The organism is Actinomyces sp. oral taxon 448 str. F0400 (assembly GCF_000220835.1).
In the GTDB taxonomy this organism is placed as follows: Bacteria; Actinomycetota; Actinomycetes; order Actinomycetales; family Actinomycetaceae; genus Actinomyces.
Genome location: NZ_GL985606.1, coordinates 1,531,688 through 1,551,435 on the forward strand (window position 1 = coordinate 1,531,688; position 19,748 = coordinate 1,551,435).

The window sequence follows — 19,748 nt, forward strand, 5'->3', positions numbered from 1 at the left end:
GGGAGGACTCGTAGACTCCCGCCCATGAGCACCCTTCCCGTGCGACCCGGTCTTGAGGGCGCAGCGCCCTACGGGGCCCCCGAGCTCGATGTGCCGGTGCGGCTCAACGTCAACGAGAACCCCTATGCGCCCTCGCCGGCGGTCGTCGACTCCATCGCCCGGGCCGTCGCCGGGGCCGCGGGCCGCCTCAACCGCTACCCGGAGCGCGACTTCCCGGCCCTGCGGCGGGCCCTGGCCGACTACCTCGCCGTCGAGTCGGGGGTCAGGCTGTCCCCGGAGCGCGTGTGGGCGGCCAACGGCTCCAACGAGGTCATGCTCCAGGTGCTTCAGGCGTTCGGGGGACCGGGCCGGGCGTGCCTGTCCTTCACCCCCACGTACTCCATGTACCCTGAGTACGCTCGCGACACGCTCACGCGCTACGTGACGCGAGCGCGCGCCGAGGACTTCACGCTCGATATCGCCGCCGTGCGCGAGGCGCTCGAGGACGTCCGACCCGCAGTCCTCATCCTCGCCAGCCCCAACAACCCCACCGGCACCGCCCTCCCGTTGGAGGACGTGCGCGCCGTCCTGGAGATCGCCCGCGGCGGCGGGCCGCTCATCCGCAACGGAGGCTCCGCCGGACCGTCGGACGCGGTCGTCGTCGTCGACGAGGCCTACGGCGAGTTCCGTCGTCCCGGCGTGCCCAGCGCTTTGGAACTGCTGATCGAGGACGACGGCGGACGCTATCCGCACTTGGTGGTCAGCCGCACCATGTCGAAGGCCTTCGGCATGGCCGGCCTGCGTCTGGGATACCTCGCCGCCTCCCGCGAGCTCGTCGGCCTCCTTCGCGTCGTGCGCCTGCCCTATCACCTGTCCGCCACCACGCAGGCGGCGGCGCTGGCCGCCCTCGGTCACCGTGAGGAGCTCATGAGCCAGGTCGCCTCCCTGCGCTCGGAGCGCGACGCTCTGGTCGCCTGGTTGCGCGAGCGGGGGCTGACCGCCTACGACTCCGACTCCAACTTCGTGCTCTTCGGGCCCTTCCAGGATCGGAGGGCGATCTTCGAGGCGCTGCTCGAGCGCGGCGTCCTCATCCGAGTGGTCGGCCCGGCAGGGTACCTTCGGGTGTGCGTCGGCACGCCCGACGAGATGGACGCCTTCCGCGCCGCCCTCGTGGATGTGCTGGCATCCCGCCCCGATCGCCCGGACGGCGAGGAGAAGGAGGAGAGCACATGAGCCGCACCGCACGCATCGAGCGCACGACGAGCGAATCGACCGTCGTCGTCGAGCTTGAGCTGGACGGCGCCGGGAGGACGGACGTGACCACGTCCGTGCCCTTCTACGACCACATGCTCACGGCCCTGGGTCGGCACTCCCTGATCGATATGACCGTGCGCGCCACCGGCGACACCGACGTCGACGTCCACCACACCGTGGAGGACACAGCCATCTGCATCGGTGAGGCGCTGCACGCCGCTCTAGGCGATAAGCGCGGAATCCGGCGCTTCGGCGATGCCCTCGTGCCCTTGGACGAGGCTCTGGCCCAGGCCGTCGTCGACGTGTCGGGGCGGCCCTACCTGGTCCACGACGGGGAGTCCGAGGCCTTCGTTCACCATCTCATCGGCGGGCACTTCACCGGCTCGATGGTCCGGCACGTCCTGGAGGCCATCGCCTACCACGCCGGCGTCTGCCTGCACGTGCGGGTCCTCTCCGGCCGCGATCCCCACCACGTGGCCGAGGCCGAGTTCAAGGCTCTCGCCCGCGCCCTGCGCTCCGCCATCGAACCCGACCCGCGTGTCGACGACATCCCCTCGACGAAGGGAGCACTGTGATGCACGACTCCGACTCTGCACCTCGCCATGATCCCGACGAGCCCGACCGGGTGGACCGGGCCGATGAGCGCGGTAAGTCCGACGGCTCCGACCGAGCGTCTGGCCCCGCCGGCGGAGGGAACGTCGGCGAATCCGACAACATCGACGCCGAATTCGCCGCCATGATGGAGGGTTTGAGCCTGCCCGATGAGATGCAGGCCGACCTGGAGTCCCTCGATGAGAAGAACGAGAAGAATGAGGACGACGATACAGGTGAGGAGGACACCGGACCCGCCCTCGTCTCCGTGGCGGACGTACCCCACAACACCTATACGGCGCCGGGGGCACGGCCGACCGACGATCACCGCGCGCAGATCGACGAGGCGGAGGAGGGGGCGGACGATGGCGCCGGCAACGGCGCGGGCGGCGGGGCGGACGATGAGGGCTCGGACGCCCTGACTCCGGAGCAGGCCGCCGACATCGACGCGCTCGCCGCCGCGCTGGACGCGCAGACCCCCGACCCTCCCCGGGCCGTCAAGGTCGCCGTGGTCCTCACTCCCTTGGCGAGCGCCGAGGCCCTGGCGACCCTGTGCGCGATGAGTGATCTGGACTGCGTCGTCGTGCCCGCGCGTTCGGGCGCATTCGCCGTCAAGGAGCTCGTGTCGGCCCACGCCGAGTGGGACGTGAGCGAGCTGCTCGGGGGAGCGGACACCGAGCCCGCTGAGGCCGCCGAGCTCGCCTCCGCCCTCTCCCGGCTCAGCCGCGCGGGAGTCGTCCTGCTCACGGCCGACCTGGCCACCGACGTCGGCATCGAATCGGGGCTGTCGGGTACTATCACGGCTCGCCGTTATGCGGACGGCGAGGCCGGTGAGGAGGCCTCGGCGGGGCTGCTGCTGGCCTCGGTGGACCAGGAGGCCGAGGACGTTCTGCTGGGCATCACTCGTGCGCAGGACGTCAGAGGCGCCCTGCGCACCAGCGAGATCAAGCCCGGCCGGACCATGCGGTGGCTCGGCCGCGGTCTGCGCCGGCCCCGCGGCGACGAGGACTGACGTCCGCCCGCCCCGGCCCGCACCGGTGAATGCGGCGGGCCGCCGCAGGCCGCGGGAGTGCTGGCGGGCCGTCCTCCGAGACGGGACAGGCGCGTCTCCCGCACCCCGGTAGGGTGGGTCGCATGAGCCACCCCAGCGTCGTCGTCCTGTCCTACGGCAGCGGCAACGTCCGCTCCGCCGTGCGCGCCCTGGAAAGGGTTGGCGCAGACGTTGAGCTGACTGCGGACCCGGACGCCGTCGGGGCCGCTGACGGCCTGGTCGTGCCCGGCGTGGGCGCCTTCGGAGCCGTCATGGACCAGTTGAGGAGTGCGCACGCCCCGCGCCTGATCGACCGGCGACTCGCCGGGGGACGGCCCGTGCTCGGTATTTGCGTGGGCATGCAGGTCATGTTCGACTCCTCCACCGAGCGCTTCGAGCCTCTCGGCGAGCACCGCGAGGGGCGGGATGCGCGGGACGGGACGCGCAGGGCGGGGGGACTCGGTCAATGGCCCGGGACCGTCTCGCGGCTGCGAGCCGGAGTCGTCCCCCACATGGGCTGGAGCGAGGTTCGTGCGCCCCGGGACACCGTGCTCTTCGACGGCGTGGCCGGCGAGCGCTTCTACTTCGTCCACTCCTACGCCGCCACGACCGACCCGGCCGCGCTCCTGGATCCTCTGGAGTCCGGTCCCGCGCGGCTGCCGAGAACCACCTGGGCCACCCACGGAGAGGACTTCGTGGCCGCCGTCGAGAACGGGGCCCTGTCCGCCACCCAGTTCCATCCCGAGAAGTCCGGTGACGCCGGCTCCCAGCTGCTCCGCAACTGGCTGACCACCCTGTGATCCTCCTGCCGTGAATCCGCTGACCACCCTGTGAAGACCTTGAAAGAACCTGTCATGCTCACCCTTCTGCCCGCCGTCGACGTCGCCGACGGCAAGGCCGTCCGCCTGCTCAAAGGAGAGGCCGGGTCCGAGACCGACTACGGGAACCCCGTCGACGCCGCCCGCGACTGGGTCGACGCCGGTGCGCAGTGGATCCACCTGGTCGATCTCGACGCCGCATTCGGCCGCGGCTCCAATGCACCGCTGCTGGCCCGCATCGTCGGCGAGGTCGGTATCAACGTCGAGCTGAGCGGCGGCATCCGCGACGATCTCTCCCTGCTCCGCGCCCTGGACGCCGGAGCGGCCCGGGTCAACCTCGGCACCGCTGCCCTGGAGAACCCCGAGTGGACCGAGCGGGTCATCGCCGAGCACGGTGAGAGGATCGCCGTCGGCCTGGACGTGCGCGGGACGAGGCTTGCGGCCCGCGGCTGGACCAGGGAGGGCGGCGACCTGTGGGAGACCCTGGCGCGTCTGGACGCCGCCGGCTGCGCCCGCTACGTCGTCACCGACGTCACCAGGGACGGCACTCTGACCGGTCCCAACACCGATCTCCTGCGCCAGGTGGCCGCGCGCACGAGCGCCCCTGTGGTCGCCTCGGGCGGCATCGCCCGGCTCGATGATCTGCGGGCGCTCGCCCGCCTCGTGCCCGACGGCGTTGAGGGCGCCATCGTGGGCAGGGCCCTGTATCACGGCAGTTTCACCCTCTCCGACGCGCTGGCCGTCGCGCGCGGCGTTGAGGGCGCCGGTCAGGCTGGCGCGCAGGCGCAGGACCTGCGGTGAGTCCGGCCTCGGAGCGGAATGCGGGGGACGAGGGCCCCGGTGCGGGTGCGGGGCAGGTCGACGCCGCGCTGGCGGCCCGCGCCAGGCTGGAGCGGTTGCTGGCGGCGCCCACCCCTTTCCGCGCCGACACCGGTGAGGCCGACCCGGCCGTGACCGCCGTCCTGGAGTCCACCGATCGACCGCGCCACGAGTACCTCGACGCGGTGTGGAGGGCGGTGACGGCCTCACGCGTCATTGTGCCCGTGATCGCCCACGCCCCGCCCGGCGCGCACGCCGTGCGCCTGGGGGCTTCCGATGCCGTGCCCTCGATGCCGCGGGCTCGGGGCCGTGAGGTCCGCCCTGACGATGCCGCCCGGGACGCGACCGCCCCGGCCCTCTCCCTGCCGGACGGGCACGTCGGACTGCCGGTGTTCACCAGCGCTGCCGCGATGGCGGCCTGGCGCTCCGATGTGCGGCCCGTGCCGGTCGAGCCGGTGCGCGCCGCGCGGGTCGCCTGCGCGGCCACCGACCAGCTGTGGGTCCTGGACCCGGGCACGCACGATCTGCGCCTGCCTCGTCCGGCCGTCCTCGCCCTGGCGGAGGGCGAGTCCTGGGTGCCGTCATGGCGCAACGGTCCCGTTCAGGCCGAGGTGGCCGCCCAGCTCGGCGAGGTGCCGGGGGTGACGGGGGTGGCCTTCGCCCCCGGTGAGGAGGCGGAGCTGCGGGTGTTCGTGCGCATCGCCTCCGGCGGGGGCATGCCGGCCGTGGCCGCGGCGCTGGAGGCGTGCCAACACATCATGGTCGATCCGGCGTGGGGCGATTTCATCGATACCGTCGAGCTGTGCCCCCTACCGGCCTGAGCCTGCTCGAGCGAATGGGAATCGGTACGACCATACCGGTCGGTCCACCGGGGTGTGCGGGTTCACGCCCGCAGGCGGTGTCCGCCCTCTGGGGCGACGTTTGATGACCTGGTAGAGTGCCAAGCGACCGGCTGGAGCTCCAGCTCCGGCACGCAAGCGGAGAAATCCCACCTGGGTTCCTCGATGGAACCGGGTCATGACGAGGAGAGATCCTCGGCGGTTCGGTGCTCAGGCACCGATGACCGTGCTCGACGAGCACATGTGAGGCCTTCGCACGCATTCGCGGCGAGGGCCTTTCTGCTGCGACGGTCATTGTCACCGAGAGTGAGGAATAGTTATCAGCGAGCCCCGTATCAATGAACGGATCCGCGTCCCCGAGGTGCGTCTCGTCGGCCCCAGTGGTGAGCAGGTCGGCGTCGTTCGCGTGGAGGACGCCCTACGCCTGGCCGAGGAGGCCGGCCTCGATCTCGTCGAGGTGGCCCCCGACGCGCGCCCCCCGGTGTGCAAGCTCATGGACTACGGCAAGTTCAAGTACGAGTCGGCCATGAAGGCGCGCGACGCCCGTCGCAACCAGGCGAACACTCAGCTCAAGGAGATCCAGTTCCGCCCGAAGATCGACCAGCACGACTACGCCACCAAGATGGGGCACGTCGAGCGGTTCCTCAAAGGCGGGGACAAGGTCAAGTGCATCGTCCGCTTCCGCGGTCGCGAGCAGTCCCGTCCCGAGCTCGGCATCCGTCTGCTTCGGCGTGTGGCGGAGGAGGTCAGCGAACTGGGAAACGTCGAGTCCCACCCGCGTCAGGACGGCCGCAATATGGTCATGGTCCTGGCCCCCACGCGCAGGAAGGCCGAGGTCAAGTCCGACCAGCGCCGGCGCCGCGAGGAGGCTCGCGCCAACCGTCGTGCCGAGAAGCATGCGGGCAGGGCCCGGAGGGCCCCCGCCGCCGGCTCTAACCGGCGCGGCCACCGCAGCGGGGCCTGACGCACCACAGTCCACCATCCGCCCCTGCGGCAGATCGTCAGGGGCCCGCAGCTCGGGCCGCGGCCCGAGCCGAGAAGAGGGAATTCACCATGCCGAAGAACAAGACGCACTCCGGTGCCAAGAAGCGCTTCCGGGTCACCGGCAGCGGCAGGCTCATGCGCGAGCAGGCCAACAAGCGCCACCTGCTCGAGGCCAAGTCGTCCCGCCGCAAGCGCAGGATCTCGATGGATCAGCCGGTCGCCAAGGCTGACGGCCGGGAGGTCAGGAAGCTGCTCGGTCGCTGACCGTCCCATCGCGTACAACACGTCAGAAGGAGTCATCATGGCACGTGTGAAGCGGGCTGTTAACGCCCAGAAGAAGCGTCGTACCGTTCTTGAGAAGGCCTCGGGCTATCGCGGCCAGCGCTCTCGCCTCTACCGCAAGGCCAAGGAGCAGGTCACCCATTCCGGCGTGTACGCCTTCCGCGACCGCCGCGCCCGCAAGGGCGATTTCCGTCGCCTGTGGATCCAGCGCATCAACGCCGCCGCCCGCGCCGAAGGGCTGACCTATAACCGGTTCATCCAGGGCCTGGGCCTGGCCGGCGTGGAGGTCGACCGCCGCATGCTGGCCGAGCTGGCCGTCAATGAGCCGGCCGCCTTCAAGGCGCTCGTCGAGACCGCTCGTAAGGCTCTGCCGGAGGATGTCAACGCCCCCCGAGCCTGACGCCCCGGGCCCGCCCTGAGGGTCGGGTTCGATCACAGCGCGGCGGCGCCGCCTCCCACACGAGGAGGCGGCGCCGCCGGTTCCTCGCGGGGCGCGCGAGGGCCTGTGAACCTGCCGTAGGCTGCGGTCCGTGGCACCCGCGCTCCTCGACCCGGATTCGCTGATGAGCAGTCCCCGCGCCGTCCGGGTGCGCCGGGTGGCGGGCCTGGCCCGCCGGCAGGCGCGGGTCAAACATCGGCGCTTCCTCGTCGAAGGGCCGCAGGGGGTGCGCGAGGCGGTACGGTGCGCGGCCGAGCACGTTCACGACGTCTACCTCACCCCGGAGACAGCTGAACGGCATGGCGAGATCCTCGCGGAGGCCGAGGCCGCCGGCCTGCACACGCACATGGCCGCTCCCGAGGTGGTGGGGGCTATGAGCACGGATGCGCAGGGAGTGATCGCGGTGGTCGGCACCGGGGCGTTGGCCGGTGGCGCGGGACTCGCGGATGTCCTGACCGGTGCCCATCTGGTGGCGGTGCTCACTCAGACGCAGGACCCGGGCAACGCGGGCACGATCATCCGCACCGCTGACGCCGCCGGGGCCGACGCGGTGGTGCTCGTGCGCGGCGGCGTGGACCCCACAGGTCCCAAGGTCGTGCGCGCCACAGCGGGTAGCCTGTTCCACCTGCCGGTGCTGGCGGGGGAGGGGCTGGAGGCGGTTGTCGAGGCGCTGCGCTCAGCGGGGCTCCAGCTGCTTGCGGCCGATGGTCGCGGCCGGACCGATCTGTTCGACGCCGACGGGCTGCTGGCGGCGCCGACCGCTTGGATGCTGGGCAACGAGGCCCGCGGGCTCGCGCCCGGGGTTGTGAGCCGGGCCGATACCGTCGTCTCGATTCCCCTGTATGGACGGGCCGAGTCCCTCAACGTCGCCTCGGCCGCGGCGCTGTGCCTGTACGCCTCGGCCCGTGCTCAGCGCTGAGCGGGGCGGTGCCCGCCCCGCGTCTTCGGGACTGCTTGTCCTCTTCGGAGGAGTCGAAGGCTAGGACTGGTGCCCGCCCCGCGTCTTCGGGACTGCTGCTCCTCAAGGCCGATGCTCGCGTGCCGGCGGAGCCCGTTCGAGCCGGTGCGCGGGCGGGTCGGGTCCGCGCACCGGCGACGGGCAGGAGCCGCGCAGTCTTCGTCGGAGGCCGTGGGCGGCGGGAGGGCTCGGCCGGCGTCGTCCGCCCGCCCGACCCTCCCGCTCCTGACGGCGCGTCTCAATCACCGGGCGGGCCTTGGCCCGGCGGGCGACGGCGATGCTATGGTCCGTAGGTCGCGGGGCCGCCCCTGGGTCCGCGGTTGGATGATGCGGGAGGAAATGCAGTGCGCATGCGGATGTGTTGCTGTCGGTGTCGCTGAGACGCCCCTCGACCCATCCGCTCCTTCGACCGAGACGAGGTACTCGTGTCCGATCCCGATTCCGCACCCGCCGACCCGACCCCGCCCGGGGCCGTCGTCCCTCTGGTGCGACTGAGCCATGTGAGCAAGTACTACGGCGCCTTCAGAGCCCTCGACGACGTCTCGATGGATATCCGCCGTGGTGAGGTCGTCGCCGTCGTGGGGGCTTCCGGTTCGGGCAAGTCAACCCTGTGCCGCACAGTCAACCGTTTGGAGACCATTCAGTCGGGCACCATCGAGATCGATGGCGAGCGCCTTCCCGAGGAGGGCAGAGAGCTGGCCCGTCTGCGCGCTGACGTCGGCATGGTCTTCCAGTCCTTCAACCTCTTCCCGCACCGCACGGTGCTCGACAACATCACGCTGGCCCCCATCAGGGTCCGCGGCATCGATCGGGCCGAGGCGGAGGCGACCGCCCACCGTCTGCTGGAGCGGGTGGGGTTGGACGACCAGGCCGCCAAGCGCCCGGCCCAGCTCTCCGGCGGCCAGGCCCAGCGCGTCGCCATCGCCCGCGCTCTGGCCATGGACCCCAAGGTCATGCTTTTCGACGAGCCCACGTCCGCCCTGGACCCGGAGATGATCAATGAGGTCCTCGACGTCGTCAAGGGCCTAGCTGCGGACGGCATGACCATGCTGGTCGTCACCCATGAGATGGGTTTCGCCCGCTCTGTGGCCGATCGGGTCGTCTTCATGGACGCCGGTCGGATCGTGGAGTCGGGCGCTCCGGCCGACTTCTTCTCCGCCCCCGCCACCGAGCGCGCCCGTGACTTCCTGGCCAAGGTGCTCAGCCACTGAACCCGCCGGGCCGAGGCGTTCAGACCCCGCACTCCGCGCCTCACGCGCTCACCCGCGCGAATCCCCTCACCCGACTCAGGGCCCGCCCGACAGCCATCACGAATATCACGGAACACGACAGAACACGACTAAAACACGACTAAGGAGCCCCATCATGGCGACTCTCTCCCGCCGCACCCTGCTCTGCGCGACCAGCGCGCTCCCGCTGTCGGCCGTGCTCGCCGCCTGCTCCGATACGGGCGCCGACGGCCAGTCCGTCTCGCAGAGCGGTTCGGGAACCGACGGCGGCGGTCACAGCAGCGACTACACCACGGTCATCAACTCCGGGCCGGTGGCGTCCGCGGACGCCGTGGCCGCTTCGGCCTGGGCGTCCGCCGTCAAGGAAGCCGGCGTGCTCTCCACCGGCGGGACCAAGACCTCCCAGGTCTTCTCCCTGGAGGACTCCGCCACCGGTCAGGTCTCCGGCTTCGACGCGGCGATCGCTCAGACCCTCGCCCGCTACATCATCGGCGGCGACGACGCCCGCTCCCTACTGGAGATCACCCAGGTCTCCTCCGCCACTCGCGAGACCATGCTGGAGAACGGAAGCGTCCAGGCCGTCGTGGCCACCTACACGATCAATCCCGAGCGCGCGGAGAAGATCGGTTTCGCGGGACCCTACTACTCCTCGGAGCAGGGCGTCCTCGTGCGCGCCGACGATGACACGATCACCGGCGTAGGCGACCTCGCGGGCGTCAAGGTCGCCGTCCAGTCCGATTCCACCTCGATCAGCGCCTTGAAGACCGCCGCCCCCGAGGCCGAGCAGGTTCCGATGACCGATCACAGCACGTGCGTGTCCGCTCTGGAGACCAGACAGGTCGACGCCTACGTCGTGGACGAGTCGCTTTTGACCAGCGAGATCGAGGGCAATGACGCCGTCAAGGTCGTCGGCGACTCCTTCGGGAAGGAGTCGTACGGCATCGGCCTGCCCAAGGACTCGGACGCCCAGACCTTCGTCAACACCTTCCTCCAGACCATTGAGGACGATGGCACGTGGGCGGCGATCTGGGACGCCACGATCGGGACCACCATCGGGGGCGAGCGTCCGCAGCCGCCCGTGATCGGCTCCGTGCCGGGGGCCGAGACCGGCTCCCCGAGCGCCTCCGCGCCGTCGAGCGACTGACCCCCGCCCGGTCCTGGCATCGGGGCGGGGCGCCGGATCGGGAGTGCGCGGCGGTCGGGCCGATTCGTCGGCCACATCCGTTCCCGCCCAATCCATCCCATGACATGAGGAGGGGGTCGTGAGACTCATCGAGACGACCTGGTGGATCATCGTCGACAACGTCGGCATGATCGGGTCCGGTCTGCTGACCACACTCGTCATCGCCCTGCTCGCCTATGTCGGGGCCCTGGCGGTGGGCACGCTCATCGCCGTGTGCCGGGTCAGCCCCATTGCGCCCCTGCGGGTGCTGGGCGCCGTATGGGTGACGCTCGCCTGCAACATCCCGACCCTGTGCCTGATGATCCTGCTGGGTCTGGTCGCACCGCGGGCGGGCGTGCCCATCTCCCTGTTCTGGGCCGCCGTGGGCGCGATCGTCTTCGCAGGCTCCGGCTACGTGTGCGAGATCGTTCGCTCGGGCATCAACTCGGTCGCTGAGGGGCAGATCGAGGCGGCCCGCGCCCTGGGCATGCCCTTCGCACTCACCATCCGGGCGATCGTGCTTCCCCAGGCGTTGACGCGCACCATCCAGCCGCTGGTCAATGTCTTCATCTCCTGTCTCATCGGCTCCGCTCTGGCCGCCGCCATCGGCGTGTCCGAGCTGACTAACGTCACCGAGCAGCTCAACCTGCAGTACGCCGAGGCCGTGGGCACCTTCCTGCTGTCGGGCCTGACGTACCTCGTTCTGGCCTTCGCGGCCACCAGGATCGGCGGCGCCCTGGAGCGCCGCCTGACCAGGGGAGCGGAGGCGCGTCCATGAGCACCTCCTCACCGGTCCGCCGTCGCCGCGCGAGCGGGCCCACCGATGCCGATCTCCTCTTCGACACCCCCGGGCCCAGAGGGCGTCGACGCATCGCCCTCATCTCAGGGCTCACCACCGTCGCCGTCCTCGCACTGCTCGCCGTGGTGGTGCTCAAGCTGGGCCACGAGGGGCAACTCGCCTATCCCAAGTGGCGCTACTTCCTGGGGCAGTCGGTCATCCGCTTCCTGGGGAGAGCCCTGGGCGAGACCCTCGCCGTCACCGCGGTTTCGGCGGCCCTCTCCTTCCCGCTGGGCGTCGCCCTGGGCTGGGCGCGGCTGGAAGCCGGCCGGCTGGGGCGGGCCGTGATCGGTGCGTGGGTCGATGCGATGCGGGCTGTGCCCATGCTTCTGCTCATCTACTTCTTCCTCCTGGCCGTCCCCCGCTTCGGGCCGACGCTCCCGTCCTTCTGGATGCTCGCCATCCCCATCGTCATGTGCACGTCGGCGACCACCGCGGAGGTCTTCCGCTCCGGTGTCCTGGCCCTGGACCGCGGGCAGGGGGAGGCCGCCATGGCCCTGGGCATGAGCCCCGGTCAGACCATGCGTCTGGTCCTCGCTCCGCAAGCGCTGCGTCTTATGCTGCCCACATTCATCACGCAGCTGGTGACGATCCTCAAGGACTCCTCCCTGGGCTACGCCGTGTCCTACGCCGAGCTCATGTACGCCGGCAAGCTCCTCATCGCCAACGCGCGGGCGGCCGTGCATCTGGACGTCTACCTGCCGACCTATGTCATCATCGCGCTTTTGTACACGGTCATGAACTGGGCGCTCGGGGCGCTGGCGCGCGGCATCGAGGCGCGCACGCGCTAGACGCGGAAGACCTCAGGGCCGTCGGTCCGGACGCGAGGGCCGTCTCTCCTGCGCTGAGCCGGCGGCCCGACGCGTGCGGGCCCGCGCATCGGGCAGGGACTCACCACGCCACCAGGTCGCGGCGCCGGTGGGCGACCAGGCCGATGACCGCCCCCGCCGCCCCGACCGCCGCCTGCACGGCCAGCGGCTTCCAGTTCGCCGGCCCGGTCACGTCGAGGTGGTGCCCGATGACGCTCAGGTCGATCGCCCAGCCGGGCAGCTCGACGAGCCCGCCGAGGAACTGGGCGAATGCGCTCCAGGCCACGACCGCCCACACCAGGGGGACCCGCCGCGGAGCACCCCCCACGAGCGCTAGGGCGAGCCCGACGGTGGTGGCCACCCCGGGCAGTTGGGTCACGGTGAACACGAGGGCGCGTTCGACAGCCCGATCCTGCGTCACCTGGGCGGCCGTGAACGCCGCCAGCACCGCGCCGGAGACCGCCAGCAGCCCCGCGCCCTCGATGAGCGCCGCGCAGGCCCGGGTCAGGAGCAGACGGGTGCGGGAGACTCCGGCGGCCGCCTCGACCTCGGTCAGACCCGCGCGCTCGTCGGCGACCAGGCCGGTCACCCGCTGCACCACGGCGATTGAGACCATGAGAACGGTGAAGACCGTCAGCAGGGACATGAACTGCACCACCGGGTCGCCCGCGGTCATCATGCCGACGTAGGCCGCCGTCCGGGACCCCGGAGCGAGCAGGTCCGTGATAGTCCCCGACATGGTGCCGAAGAGTGCCGACAGTGCCGCGATCGACACCGTCCAGGTCGCCGTCGATCGTACGGTCAGTCGGGCCAGGAGGCCGGCGTGAGAGCGCACCCGCCAGCGCCGCCGAGTGGCCGAGAGGTCCGGCAGGTATCCGCCCAGGTACTCCCGGTGCCGCTCCAGGGCCGTCGCGCCCGCCAGGACCGCCAGCGAGACGCCCGTGCACACGAGCAGCGGCCACGCGCGGTTCTCGCTGTAGGGCCGGATGATGTCGCGCCAGCCCAGGGGGGTGAGCCACCGCAGCCATGAGGCCGTCGTCTCATCGGCCGCCACCCGCAGGCCGAAGGACACCCCGAGCGTCATCAGCGCCAGCGCGCGCGCCGCGGAGCCGTCGCGGGCCAGCTGGCAGGCCGCCGCGGTCAGGGCGGTGAAGGCCCAGCCGGTCGCGGCCAGGGTCCCCGCCGCGGCCCAGGCCCCGCCGACGGTCAGCTCCGCGACGGTGAGGGTCAGTATGTGGAGGATGCCGCCGACCCCCGCGGCCAGCAGCGTCACCACGGTCAGCACGACGGCGACCGGCGCCGCGAAGGGTACCCGCCGTCCGACCCCTGCGGCGCGCACCGCTTCGACGAGCCCGTCGTCCTCGTCGGCGCGCAGAAGCCGGCAGGTCAGGAGGACGGTCATCAGGCCCGTGCACACGAGCAGGTAGGAGCCGATCTCCCACTGTGCGAGTTGACCAATCGTGCCGGGCAGGGGGAGCCTCCCGTAGAGCAGCCGCGTGCCAGGGTTGTTCCGCATTCCCTCGACGAGCGCGCCGCGCAGCTGAATAGTCGGGTAGACACTGACGTAGCTCGGCACCGCCATGACCAGGCCCCACAGCGGCAGGACCCAGGCGAGCACCTGGAACCGGCAGCGTCTGACCGTCAGGCGCAGCGCCGGGACCAGCCCGCTCGCCCCGCCGCGCGAACCGGATCCTTTGGCCGCGCCCGCCGAGGTCGGACGGCGGTGGACGCGCGTCGCGGCGCTCACCGGACGTCCTCGTAGTGACGCAGGAACAGATCCTCCAGACTAGCTGCCTCGCAGGTCACGTCCGTCACTCGCTGCTCGGCCACCGCCGCCAGCACTCGGGGCACGCGGTCGGCCGCCACCTGCACCTCCAGGCGGCCCCGGTTCCGCCGCGCCCCGACGCCCGCGTCCGTCAGAGCCCGCACGAGGGCGTCCAGCTGATCGGCGTGCGCGCGCACCTCGATACGGGTGCGGGACAGGCGCCGCAGAGTCTCCAGATCTCCGTTCTCCACGACTCGCCCGTTCTTGATGATCGTCACGGCGCTGCACACTCGCTGCACCTCGGCCAGGATGTGGCTGGAGAGCAGAATGGTGCGCCCGGCGTCCGCCGCCCGGGCGACCTCCTCGGAGAAGACGCGCTCCATGAGCGGGTCGAGACCGCTGGTCGGCTCATCGAGGATGAGCAGGCGGGTCGGGGCGGCCAGGGCCGCCACGAGCGCCACCTTCTGCCGATTCCCCTTGGAGTAGGTGCGGATCCTCTTGGACGTGTCGAGGTCGAAGCGCTCGATCAGCTCATCCTCGCGGGCCTTCTCGCGCACCCCGCGCAGGCCCGCCAGGGCGTCGAGCGTCTGACCGCCGGTCAGGTTCGGCCACAGCGCCACGTCGCCGGGCACGTAGGAGATCTCACGGTTGATGGCCGGCGCCTCGCGGGCCGGGTCCCGGCCCAGCACGCGCACGTGCCCGTCATCGGGGCGGTACAGGCCCAGCAGGATGCGGATCGTCGTCGACTTGCCCGCTCCGTTGGGACCGAGGAAGCCGTGGACGCACCCGGGGGCGACCTCCAGGTCCAGACCGTCCAGGGCCGCCGAGGGACCGAAGCGCTTGACCAGGCCGCGCACGCGGATCGGAGCGTCGTCGGGGCGGGGCACGCCGGGCGTCCGGGCGCCGACGATGCCCACGTCGTCGTCGGCGCCCGCCTCCACGTCATCGACGGTCTTAGCGGTCTTAGTGATCTCAGTGGTCTCAGTTGTTTCACGTGTGCTCATAGCACCGGGTCCTCTCCCGCCGATCCCGCTGAGCGGCGGATCGTGGTGGCGAAGTCGGGGTCGGCCAGCAGCAACTCCAGCAGCCGGGCGGCGAAGGCCTGCTGAGCGGGATGGGGGTAGCCGGTGGTCGACAGCACGTGGGCCAGGCGCCACAGGGCCCGGCCCATGGCCCCGTCCGGGAGGTCGTCGAGGACTGCGAGGGCGAGGTCCTTGTGGCGGGTGGACAGCTCGTAGGTGCGCGCGGCCAGCGCGTGCGCCGCCCGGACGCCCTCCTCGTCGCGGGTGAGCGTCAGGTGCGCGAAGGCGGTGATCTGCTGCGCGCTCGCATCGAGCTCCGATTCGTCGAAGGCCTCGATGAAGGGGATCGTGCTGGCCGGGACCAGGCCGAGGGATCCCAGGATCTGCATCATCTGCCGTTCCGTGCGCAGTGCTCGCAGATCCCCTCCCAGAGCCCGCACACGGGTCTCGAGCGCCTCGTAGAAGCGGTTGAGGGCGGCCGGAACCGGCATGAGCGCCTCCCCGGCCTCGACTCGAGTGATGAGTTCGTCGATTCGCACCGCCTGCTCGGCCAGGCTGCGCCTCTGCGCCTCGATGGCGCCGCGCGTGGCCCGCAGGTCGCGCAGGATGGCCTCGCGGCGAGGGCTCGCGCCGGTCGTGTCGGCGGGGGACGGCGGGTCGGAGGCGAGCACCTGGGCCACCTGACGCAGGGTGAGGCCGCCGTCGGCCAGCCATCGGATGCGTAGCAGGCGCGCCAGGTGCTCGACGCCGTACTCCCTGCGGCCGCGCATCGTCGGGGGCGTCTCGAGCAGGCCGAGGCGGTGGTAGTGGCGCACGGCTCGGGGCGTGGTGCCGGCCAGGTCGGCGATCTCGGTGATGCGCATGCTCTCATCCCAGCAGGTGACGCAGCGTCACCGTCAAGCGCCTCGTCCGCCCGCCTCCGCGACGGTTGGCCCGCTGCCCGACGGGCGCCCCTCCCGGGGAGGATGATGGTCCGCAGCGTGAGCCGTCGTCCGGCCTGCGATTTCGGGCCTCCACCCGGCGCGGGCTACTGTTGGCGCGAGCCCGGATCGCCCGGACCGCAGCCCAGACCACCGGAAGGTCCCAGATGACTGACGCCACCGACGTGTTGTCGCCGCTGGATGAGGCGGGCGTGAGCGCCCTCGTCGAGGAGGGCCTCGCCGCCGTCGCCGCCGCGCGAGACCTGCCCGCTCTTAAGGAGGTGCGTCTGGCCTACACCGGCGACGCCTCCGCTCTGGCCCGGGCAGGCCGCGGCATCGGGTCGCTCGACAGGGCCGACAGACCCGCCGCCGGCAAGCTGCTCGGCGCCGCCCGCGGCCGGCTGAACGCGGCCCTGGCCGAGCGCCAGGATGTCCTCGAGGCCCGGGCCGAGGCGCAGATGCTCGCCACCGAGGCTGTCGATGTCACCATCCCCACTGCGCGCACGATCCCCGGCGCCCGTCACCCCCTCGACGTCCTGGTCGACGAGGTCTCCGACTTCTTCACCTCCATGGGCTGGGCCATCGCCGAGGGCCCCGAGCTCGAGCACGAATGGTTCAACTTCGACGCCCTCAACTTCGACGCCGACCACCCCGCCCGCCAGATGCAGGACACCTTCTACGTCGACGGCGCTTCTGTGGGGGGCGAACCGGGGGCTACGGCCAATCTCGTGCTGCGCACTCATACCTCACCGGTGCAGGCCCGCGTCATGCTCGCCGACCGGCCTCCGATCTACGTCGCCTGCCCCGGCAAGGTCTTCCGCTCCGACGAGCTGGACGCTACGCACACCCCCGTTTTCCACCAGGTCGAGGGCCTGGCCATCGATACGGACCTGTCCATGGCCCACCTCAAGGGCGTCCTCGACCACTTCGCTCGCGCCATGTTCGGGTCCGAGGCCCGCACCCGGCTGCGCCCCTCCTTCTTCCCCTTCACCGAGCCCAGCGCCGAGATGGACCTGTGGTTCCCGCAGAAGAAGGGCGGGCCGGGATGGATCGAGTGGGGCGGCTGCGGCATGGTCAACCCCAACGTGCTCACCGCCTGCGGCATCGATCCCGAGGTCTACACCGGTTTCGCCTTCGGCATGGGATTGGAGCGCACTCTCATGCTGCGCCACGGCATCGCCGACATGCACGACATCGTCGAGGGCGACGTCCGCTTCTCCCAGCAGTTCGGCACCACCGGAAAGGGAATCTGACATGCCCTACGTCCCCGTCGAGTGGCTCCGCGAGCACGTCGACCTCCCCGCCGGCACCACTGCGGCCCGGCTCGCCGCCGACCTGGTCAAGGTGGGCCTGGAGGAGGAGCGGATCGTGCCCCCCGCCGTCACCGGTCCGCTGGTCGTCGGCAGGGTCCTCACCTGCCAGGCGCGGAAGCAGACCAATGGCAAGGTCATCGCCTACTGCCGCGTCGACGTCGGCTCCGCCCACAACGACGCCCCCGGCACCGGCGCGGAGCCCTCCGATCTGCCCAGCCGCGGCATCGTGTGCGGAGCCCGCAACTTCGGTGTCGGGGACAGCGTCGTCGTCAGCCTGCCCGGAGCGGTTCTGCCGGGGGACTTCCGAATCTCGGCGCGCAAGACCTATGGGCATGTTTCGGACGGCATGATCTGCTCGCAGAGCGAGTTGGGCATCGGCGAGGGCCCCGACGCCGAGTCCGGCATCATCGTCCTCGACCGCTGGCTGGCCGCCAACGGCCGCGATGGTGAGAAGCCGCCCGCCCCCGGCACGGACGCGATAGCGCTGCTCGGTCTGGGCGAAGAGGTTCTGGAGATCAACGTGACCCCGGACCGCGGTTACTGCTTCTCCATGCGCGGAGTCGCCCGCGAGTACTCCCACTCCACCGGGGCATGCTTCACCGACCCGGCCGACGCCGCCGACGAGAATCTGTACCCCCACGGTCTGGCACCCGTTGGCGATGGCGGCTTCGACGTCGTCGTGCCGCGGGACCCGAGCCCCGTCCGCGGACGCCCCGGATGCGACCGCTACGTGGCCCGCGTCGTGCGCGGTCTGGATCCTGCGGCCCCCACGCCCCCTTGGATGAGGAACCGCCTGACCGCCGCCGGGATGCGGCCGATCAGCCTGGCCGTGGACGTGACCAACTACGTCATGCTCGACCTGGGCCAGCCGCTGCACGCCTTCGACTTAGACAAGCTGCACGAGCCGATCGTCGTGCGCAGGGCTCGCGAGAACGAGACTCTCACGTTCCTCGACGACGTCACCCGCGCCCTGGATGCCGAGGATCTCGTCATCTCTGACTCGCCCGACGCCGAGGGCTCGCGCGCCCTCGTGCTCGCCGGGATCTTCGGCGGCGCCGACACCGAGGTCGACGAGCGCACCACTGACATCCTCATCGAGGCCGCCCACTTCGACTCCGTGTCCGTCGCTCGTTCCGCACGACGCCACAAGTTGCCCACCGAGTCCTCCAAGCGCAACGAGCGCGGGGTGGACACCGCGCTCGCTCCCGTCGCCGCCCAGCGGGCCGTCGACCTGCTTATCGAGTACGGCGGCGGCGTCGCCGATCCGTCCGCCACCGACATCGACAGGACCGTCACCCCGCCCACCCTCATCATCCGGGCTGACTCCGCGCAGCGTCTGACCGGCGTCGCCTACGGTACCGGGCGGGTCACCGAGCTGCTGGAGACGATCGGCTGCGCCGTCGAGCCCGCCGGCACCGATGGCGAGGGCCACGAGCTGCTCGCCGTCACCCCGCCCACGTGGCGTCCCGATCTCGTCGGCGCGGCGCACGCCGCCGAGGAGGTCGCCCGTCTCGACGGCTACGACAACATCCCCGCGGCCGTGCCCCTCGCCCCGGCGGGGACGGGGCTGACGCCGCGTCAACGCGCCCGCCGCAACGTGGTGCGGGCTCTGGCGGGGGCCGGTCTCACCCAGGTGCTGTCCTACCCCTTCGTCGGCGACGTGCACGACGCGCTCGGCCTGCCCGCCGACGACCCGCGCAGGCGGGCGGTGCGGTTGGCTAATCCTTTGACGCGGGACGCACCGTACCTGCGCACCAGCGTGCTCGATTCGCTGGTCGAGGTCGCTCGCCGCAACGTCTCGCGCGGTCTGGACGATGTCGCCGTCTACGAGGTCGGTTCCGTCACGCACCCGGCGGGCACCCTCCCCGCGCCGGTCCCCGGAGTCCAGTCGCGTCCCTCCGAGGAGGAGATCGCCGCTGTCGAGGCGGGCATCCCCGCTCAGCCGACCCACGTGGGCGCGATCCTGGCCGGGGAACGCGAGCACACCGGGGTTCTGGGCGCGGGCCGGCCGTGGACCTGGGCTGACGCCGTCGAGGTGGTGCGGACCATCGCCCGCACCCTGGGCGTGAGCATCGAGGTGGCGGCCCCCGCCGATCCTATGGCGCCCTGGCATCCCGGCCGCACCGCCGAGGTGCGCCTGCCCGGAGAGCGCAGGGGCGGGACCATCCTGCCGGGGCCCGTGGTCGGCTACGCGGGGGAGCTGCATCCGCGTGTCGTGCGCGCGTTCGACCTGCCGGAGCGCGCCTGCGCCGCCGAGGTCGACCTGGAACCGCTGCTGGAGGCCGCCCGAGCCGCGGGGGCGCTCCAGGTGCGCGCGATCTCGACCTTCCCCATGGGCAAGGAGGACATTGCTCTCGTCGTCGATGAGGCGGTGACGGCCGCCCAGGTCGAGGAGGTCATCCGGCGGGCTGCGGGCGATCTGGCCGAGGAGGTGCGGCTGTTCGACGTCTTCCGCGGGCCCCAGCTGGGCGAGGGCCGCAAGTCGCTCGCCTTCTCCCTGCGTCTGCGGGCGCCCGATCGGACTCTGACGGCCCAGGAGCTGGAGGATGTGCGCAGGCGCGTGGTCGAATGCGCCGCCAAGAGCCTGGGCGCCGAGCTGCGCGCCTGACCGCGGGCTGCGGGCCCGTGACACCGGGCGAGGACGCCGGTCGAGCGTGTGCTGATCATCACCGTCGCTGCGGTTGTGAGGACATGTCG

19 protein-coding genes are annotated in these 19,748 nt (G+C 71.4%); 16 read left to right on the forward strand and 3 right to left on the reverse strand.

Translation table 11 applies throughout. The annotated features are described in order from the left end of the window. Window positions 1-24: 24 nt before the first annotated feature. From HMPREF9062_RS06535 to HMPREF9062_RS06600, 14 genes are all read left to right on the forward strand, one after another. Entirely contained in the window at window positions 25-1,212 is a 1,188-nt protein-coding gene (locus tag HMPREF9062_RS06535; protein ID WP_009749292.1) for a histidinol-phosphate transaminase, read from the forward strand. Then, the gene (gene hisB / locus HMPREF9062_RS06540; RefSeq protein ID WP_009749293.1) at window positions 1,209-1,808 is read left to right on the forward strand and encodes an imidazoleglycerol-phosphate dehydratase HisB; all 600 of its coding nucleotides are present in this window, start codon (window positions 1,209-1,211) and stop codon (window positions 1,806-1,808) included. The genes HMPREF9062_RS06535 and hisB overlap by 4 nt, the downstream gene beginning before the upstream one ends. After that, entirely contained in the window at window positions 1,808-2,836 is a 1,029-nt protein-coding gene (locus HMPREF9062_RS06545; RefSeq protein ID WP_009749294.1) for a hypothetical protein, read from the forward strand. The genes hisB and HMPREF9062_RS06545 overlap by 1 nt, the downstream gene beginning before the upstream one ends. Window positions 2,837-2,958: 122 nt before the next feature. Beyond that, window positions 2,959-3,654: an imidazole glycerol phosphate synthase subunit HisH gene (gene hisH / locus HMPREF9062_RS06550; protein WP_009749295.1), complete on the forward strand. Its 696-nt coding sequence runs from the start codon at window positions 2,959-2,961 to the stop codon at window positions 3,652-3,654. 54 nt (window positions 3,655-3,708) lie between these two features. After that, window positions 3,709-4,473 (forward strand): bifunctional 1-(5-phosphoribosyl)-5-((5-phosphoribosylamino)methylideneamino)imidazole-4-carboxamide isomerase/phosphoribosylanthranilate isomerase PriA, encoded by a 765-nt coding sequence (gene priA / locus HMPREF9062_RS06555; protein ID WP_034253896.1) that lies wholly within the window; start codon window positions 3,709-3,711, stop codon window positions 4,471-4,473. After that, a complete protein-coding gene (locus HMPREF9062_RS06560; protein WP_009749297.1) occupies window positions 4,470-5,312 on the forward strand; it encodes an SseB family protein in 843 nt (280 codons plus the stop codon). Before priA ends, HMPREF9062_RS06560 begins: the two co-directional genes overlap by 4 nt. Window positions 5,313-5,664: 352 nt before the next feature. Further along, window positions 5,665-6,294 (forward strand): translation initiation factor IF-3, encoded by a 630-nt coding sequence (gene infC, locus HMPREF9062_RS06565; protein WP_301280157.1) that lies wholly within the window; start codon window positions 5,665-5,667, stop codon window positions 6,292-6,294. Window positions 6,295-6,383: 89 nt separating this feature from the next. Continuing rightward, window positions 6,384-6,578 (forward strand): 50S ribosomal protein L35, encoded by a 195-nt coding sequence (rpmI, locus tag HMPREF9062_RS06570; protein WP_009749299.1) that lies wholly within the window; start codon window positions 6,384-6,386, stop codon window positions 6,576-6,578. A gap of 37 nt (window positions 6,579-6,615) precedes the next feature. Beyond that, on the forward strand, window positions 6,616-6,996 hold the full coding sequence (rplT, locus tag HMPREF9062_RS06575; protein WP_009749300.1) for a 50S ribosomal protein L20: 381 nt from the start codon (window positions 6,616-6,618) through the stop codon (window positions 6,994-6,996). Window positions 6,997-7,159: 163 nt separating this feature from the next. Further along, complete coding sequence (locus tag HMPREF9062_RS06580) at window positions 7,160-7,954, forward strand: TrmH family RNA methyltransferase (protein WP_050795261.1); 795 nt, start codon at window positions 7,160-7,162, stop codon at window positions 7,952-7,954. Between the two features lie 464 nt (window positions 7,955-8,418). Further along, window positions 8,419-9,204 (forward strand): amino acid ABC transporter ATP-binding protein, encoded by a 786-nt coding sequence (locus HMPREF9062_RS06585; RefSeq protein WP_009749302.1) that lies wholly within the window; start codon window positions 8,419-8,421, stop codon window positions 9,202-9,204. A gap of 154 nt (window positions 9,205-9,358) precedes the next feature. Continuing rightward, complete coding sequence (locus HMPREF9062_RS06590; protein WP_009749303.1) at window positions 9,359-10,366, forward strand: glutamate ABC transporter substrate-binding protein; 1,008 nt, start codon at window positions 9,359-9,361, stop codon at window positions 10,364-10,366. Window positions 10,367-10,532: 166 nt separating this feature from the next. Further along, window positions 10,533-11,162, forward strand: a complete 630-nt coding sequence (locus HMPREF9062_RS06595) for an amino acid ABC transporter permease (protein ID WP_034254809.1) — start codon at window positions 10,533-10,535, stop codon at window positions 11,160-11,162. Then, a complete protein-coding gene (locus tag HMPREF9062_RS06600) occupies window positions 11,159-12,013 on the forward strand; it encodes an amino acid ABC transporter permease (protein ID WP_009749305.1) in 855 nt (284 codons plus the stop codon). The genes HMPREF9062_RS06595 and HMPREF9062_RS06600 overlap by 4 nt, the downstream gene beginning before the upstream one ends. A gap of 100 nt (window positions 12,014-12,113) precedes the next feature. On the opposite strand, the gene HMPREF9062_RS06605 is transcribed toward HMPREF9062_RS06600, so the two are convergent. Genes HMPREF9062_RS06605 through HMPREF9062_RS06615 form a run of 3 tightly spaced genes read right to left on the reverse strand, consistent with a single transcriptional unit; the run spans window position 12,114 to window position 15,681 of the window. Next, on the reverse strand, window positions 12,114-13,778 hold the full coding sequence (locus HMPREF9062_RS06605; protein WP_009749306.1) for an ABC transporter permease: 1,665 nt from the start codon (window positions 13,776-13,778) through the stop codon (window positions 12,114-12,116). Continuing rightward, window positions 13,775-14,800, reverse strand: a complete 1,026-nt coding sequence (locus HMPREF9062_RS06610; RefSeq protein WP_009749307.1) for an ABC transporter ATP-binding protein — start codon at window positions 14,798-14,800, stop codon at window positions 13,775-13,777. The genes HMPREF9062_RS06605 and HMPREF9062_RS06610 overlap by 4 nt, the downstream gene beginning before the upstream one ends. Next, the gene (locus HMPREF9062_RS06615) at window positions 14,797-15,681 is read right to left on the reverse strand and encodes a MerR family transcriptional regulator (protein ID WP_009749308.1); all 885 of its coding nucleotides are present in this window, start codon (window positions 15,679-15,681) and stop codon (window positions 14,797-14,799) included. The genes HMPREF9062_RS06610 and HMPREF9062_RS06615 overlap by 4 nt, the downstream gene beginning before the upstream one ends. Window positions 15,682-15,905: 224 nt before the next feature. Between HMPREF9062_RS06615 and pheS the strand changes: the two genes are divergently transcribed. Both pheS and pheT read left to right on the forward strand, forming a co-directional pair. Continuing rightward, entirely contained in the window at window positions 15,906-16,991 is a 1,086-nt protein-coding gene (gene pheS / locus HMPREF9062_RS06620; protein ID WP_009749309.1) for a phenylalanine--tRNA ligase subunit alpha, read from the forward strand. Window position 16,992: 1 nt separating this feature from the next. Then, entirely contained in the window at window positions 16,993-19,659 is a 2,667-nt protein-coding gene (gene pheT, locus HMPREF9062_RS06625; protein ID WP_009749310.1) for a phenylalanine--tRNA ligase subunit beta, read from the forward strand. The last annotated feature ends 89 nt before the right edge of the window (window positions 19,660-19,748 follow it).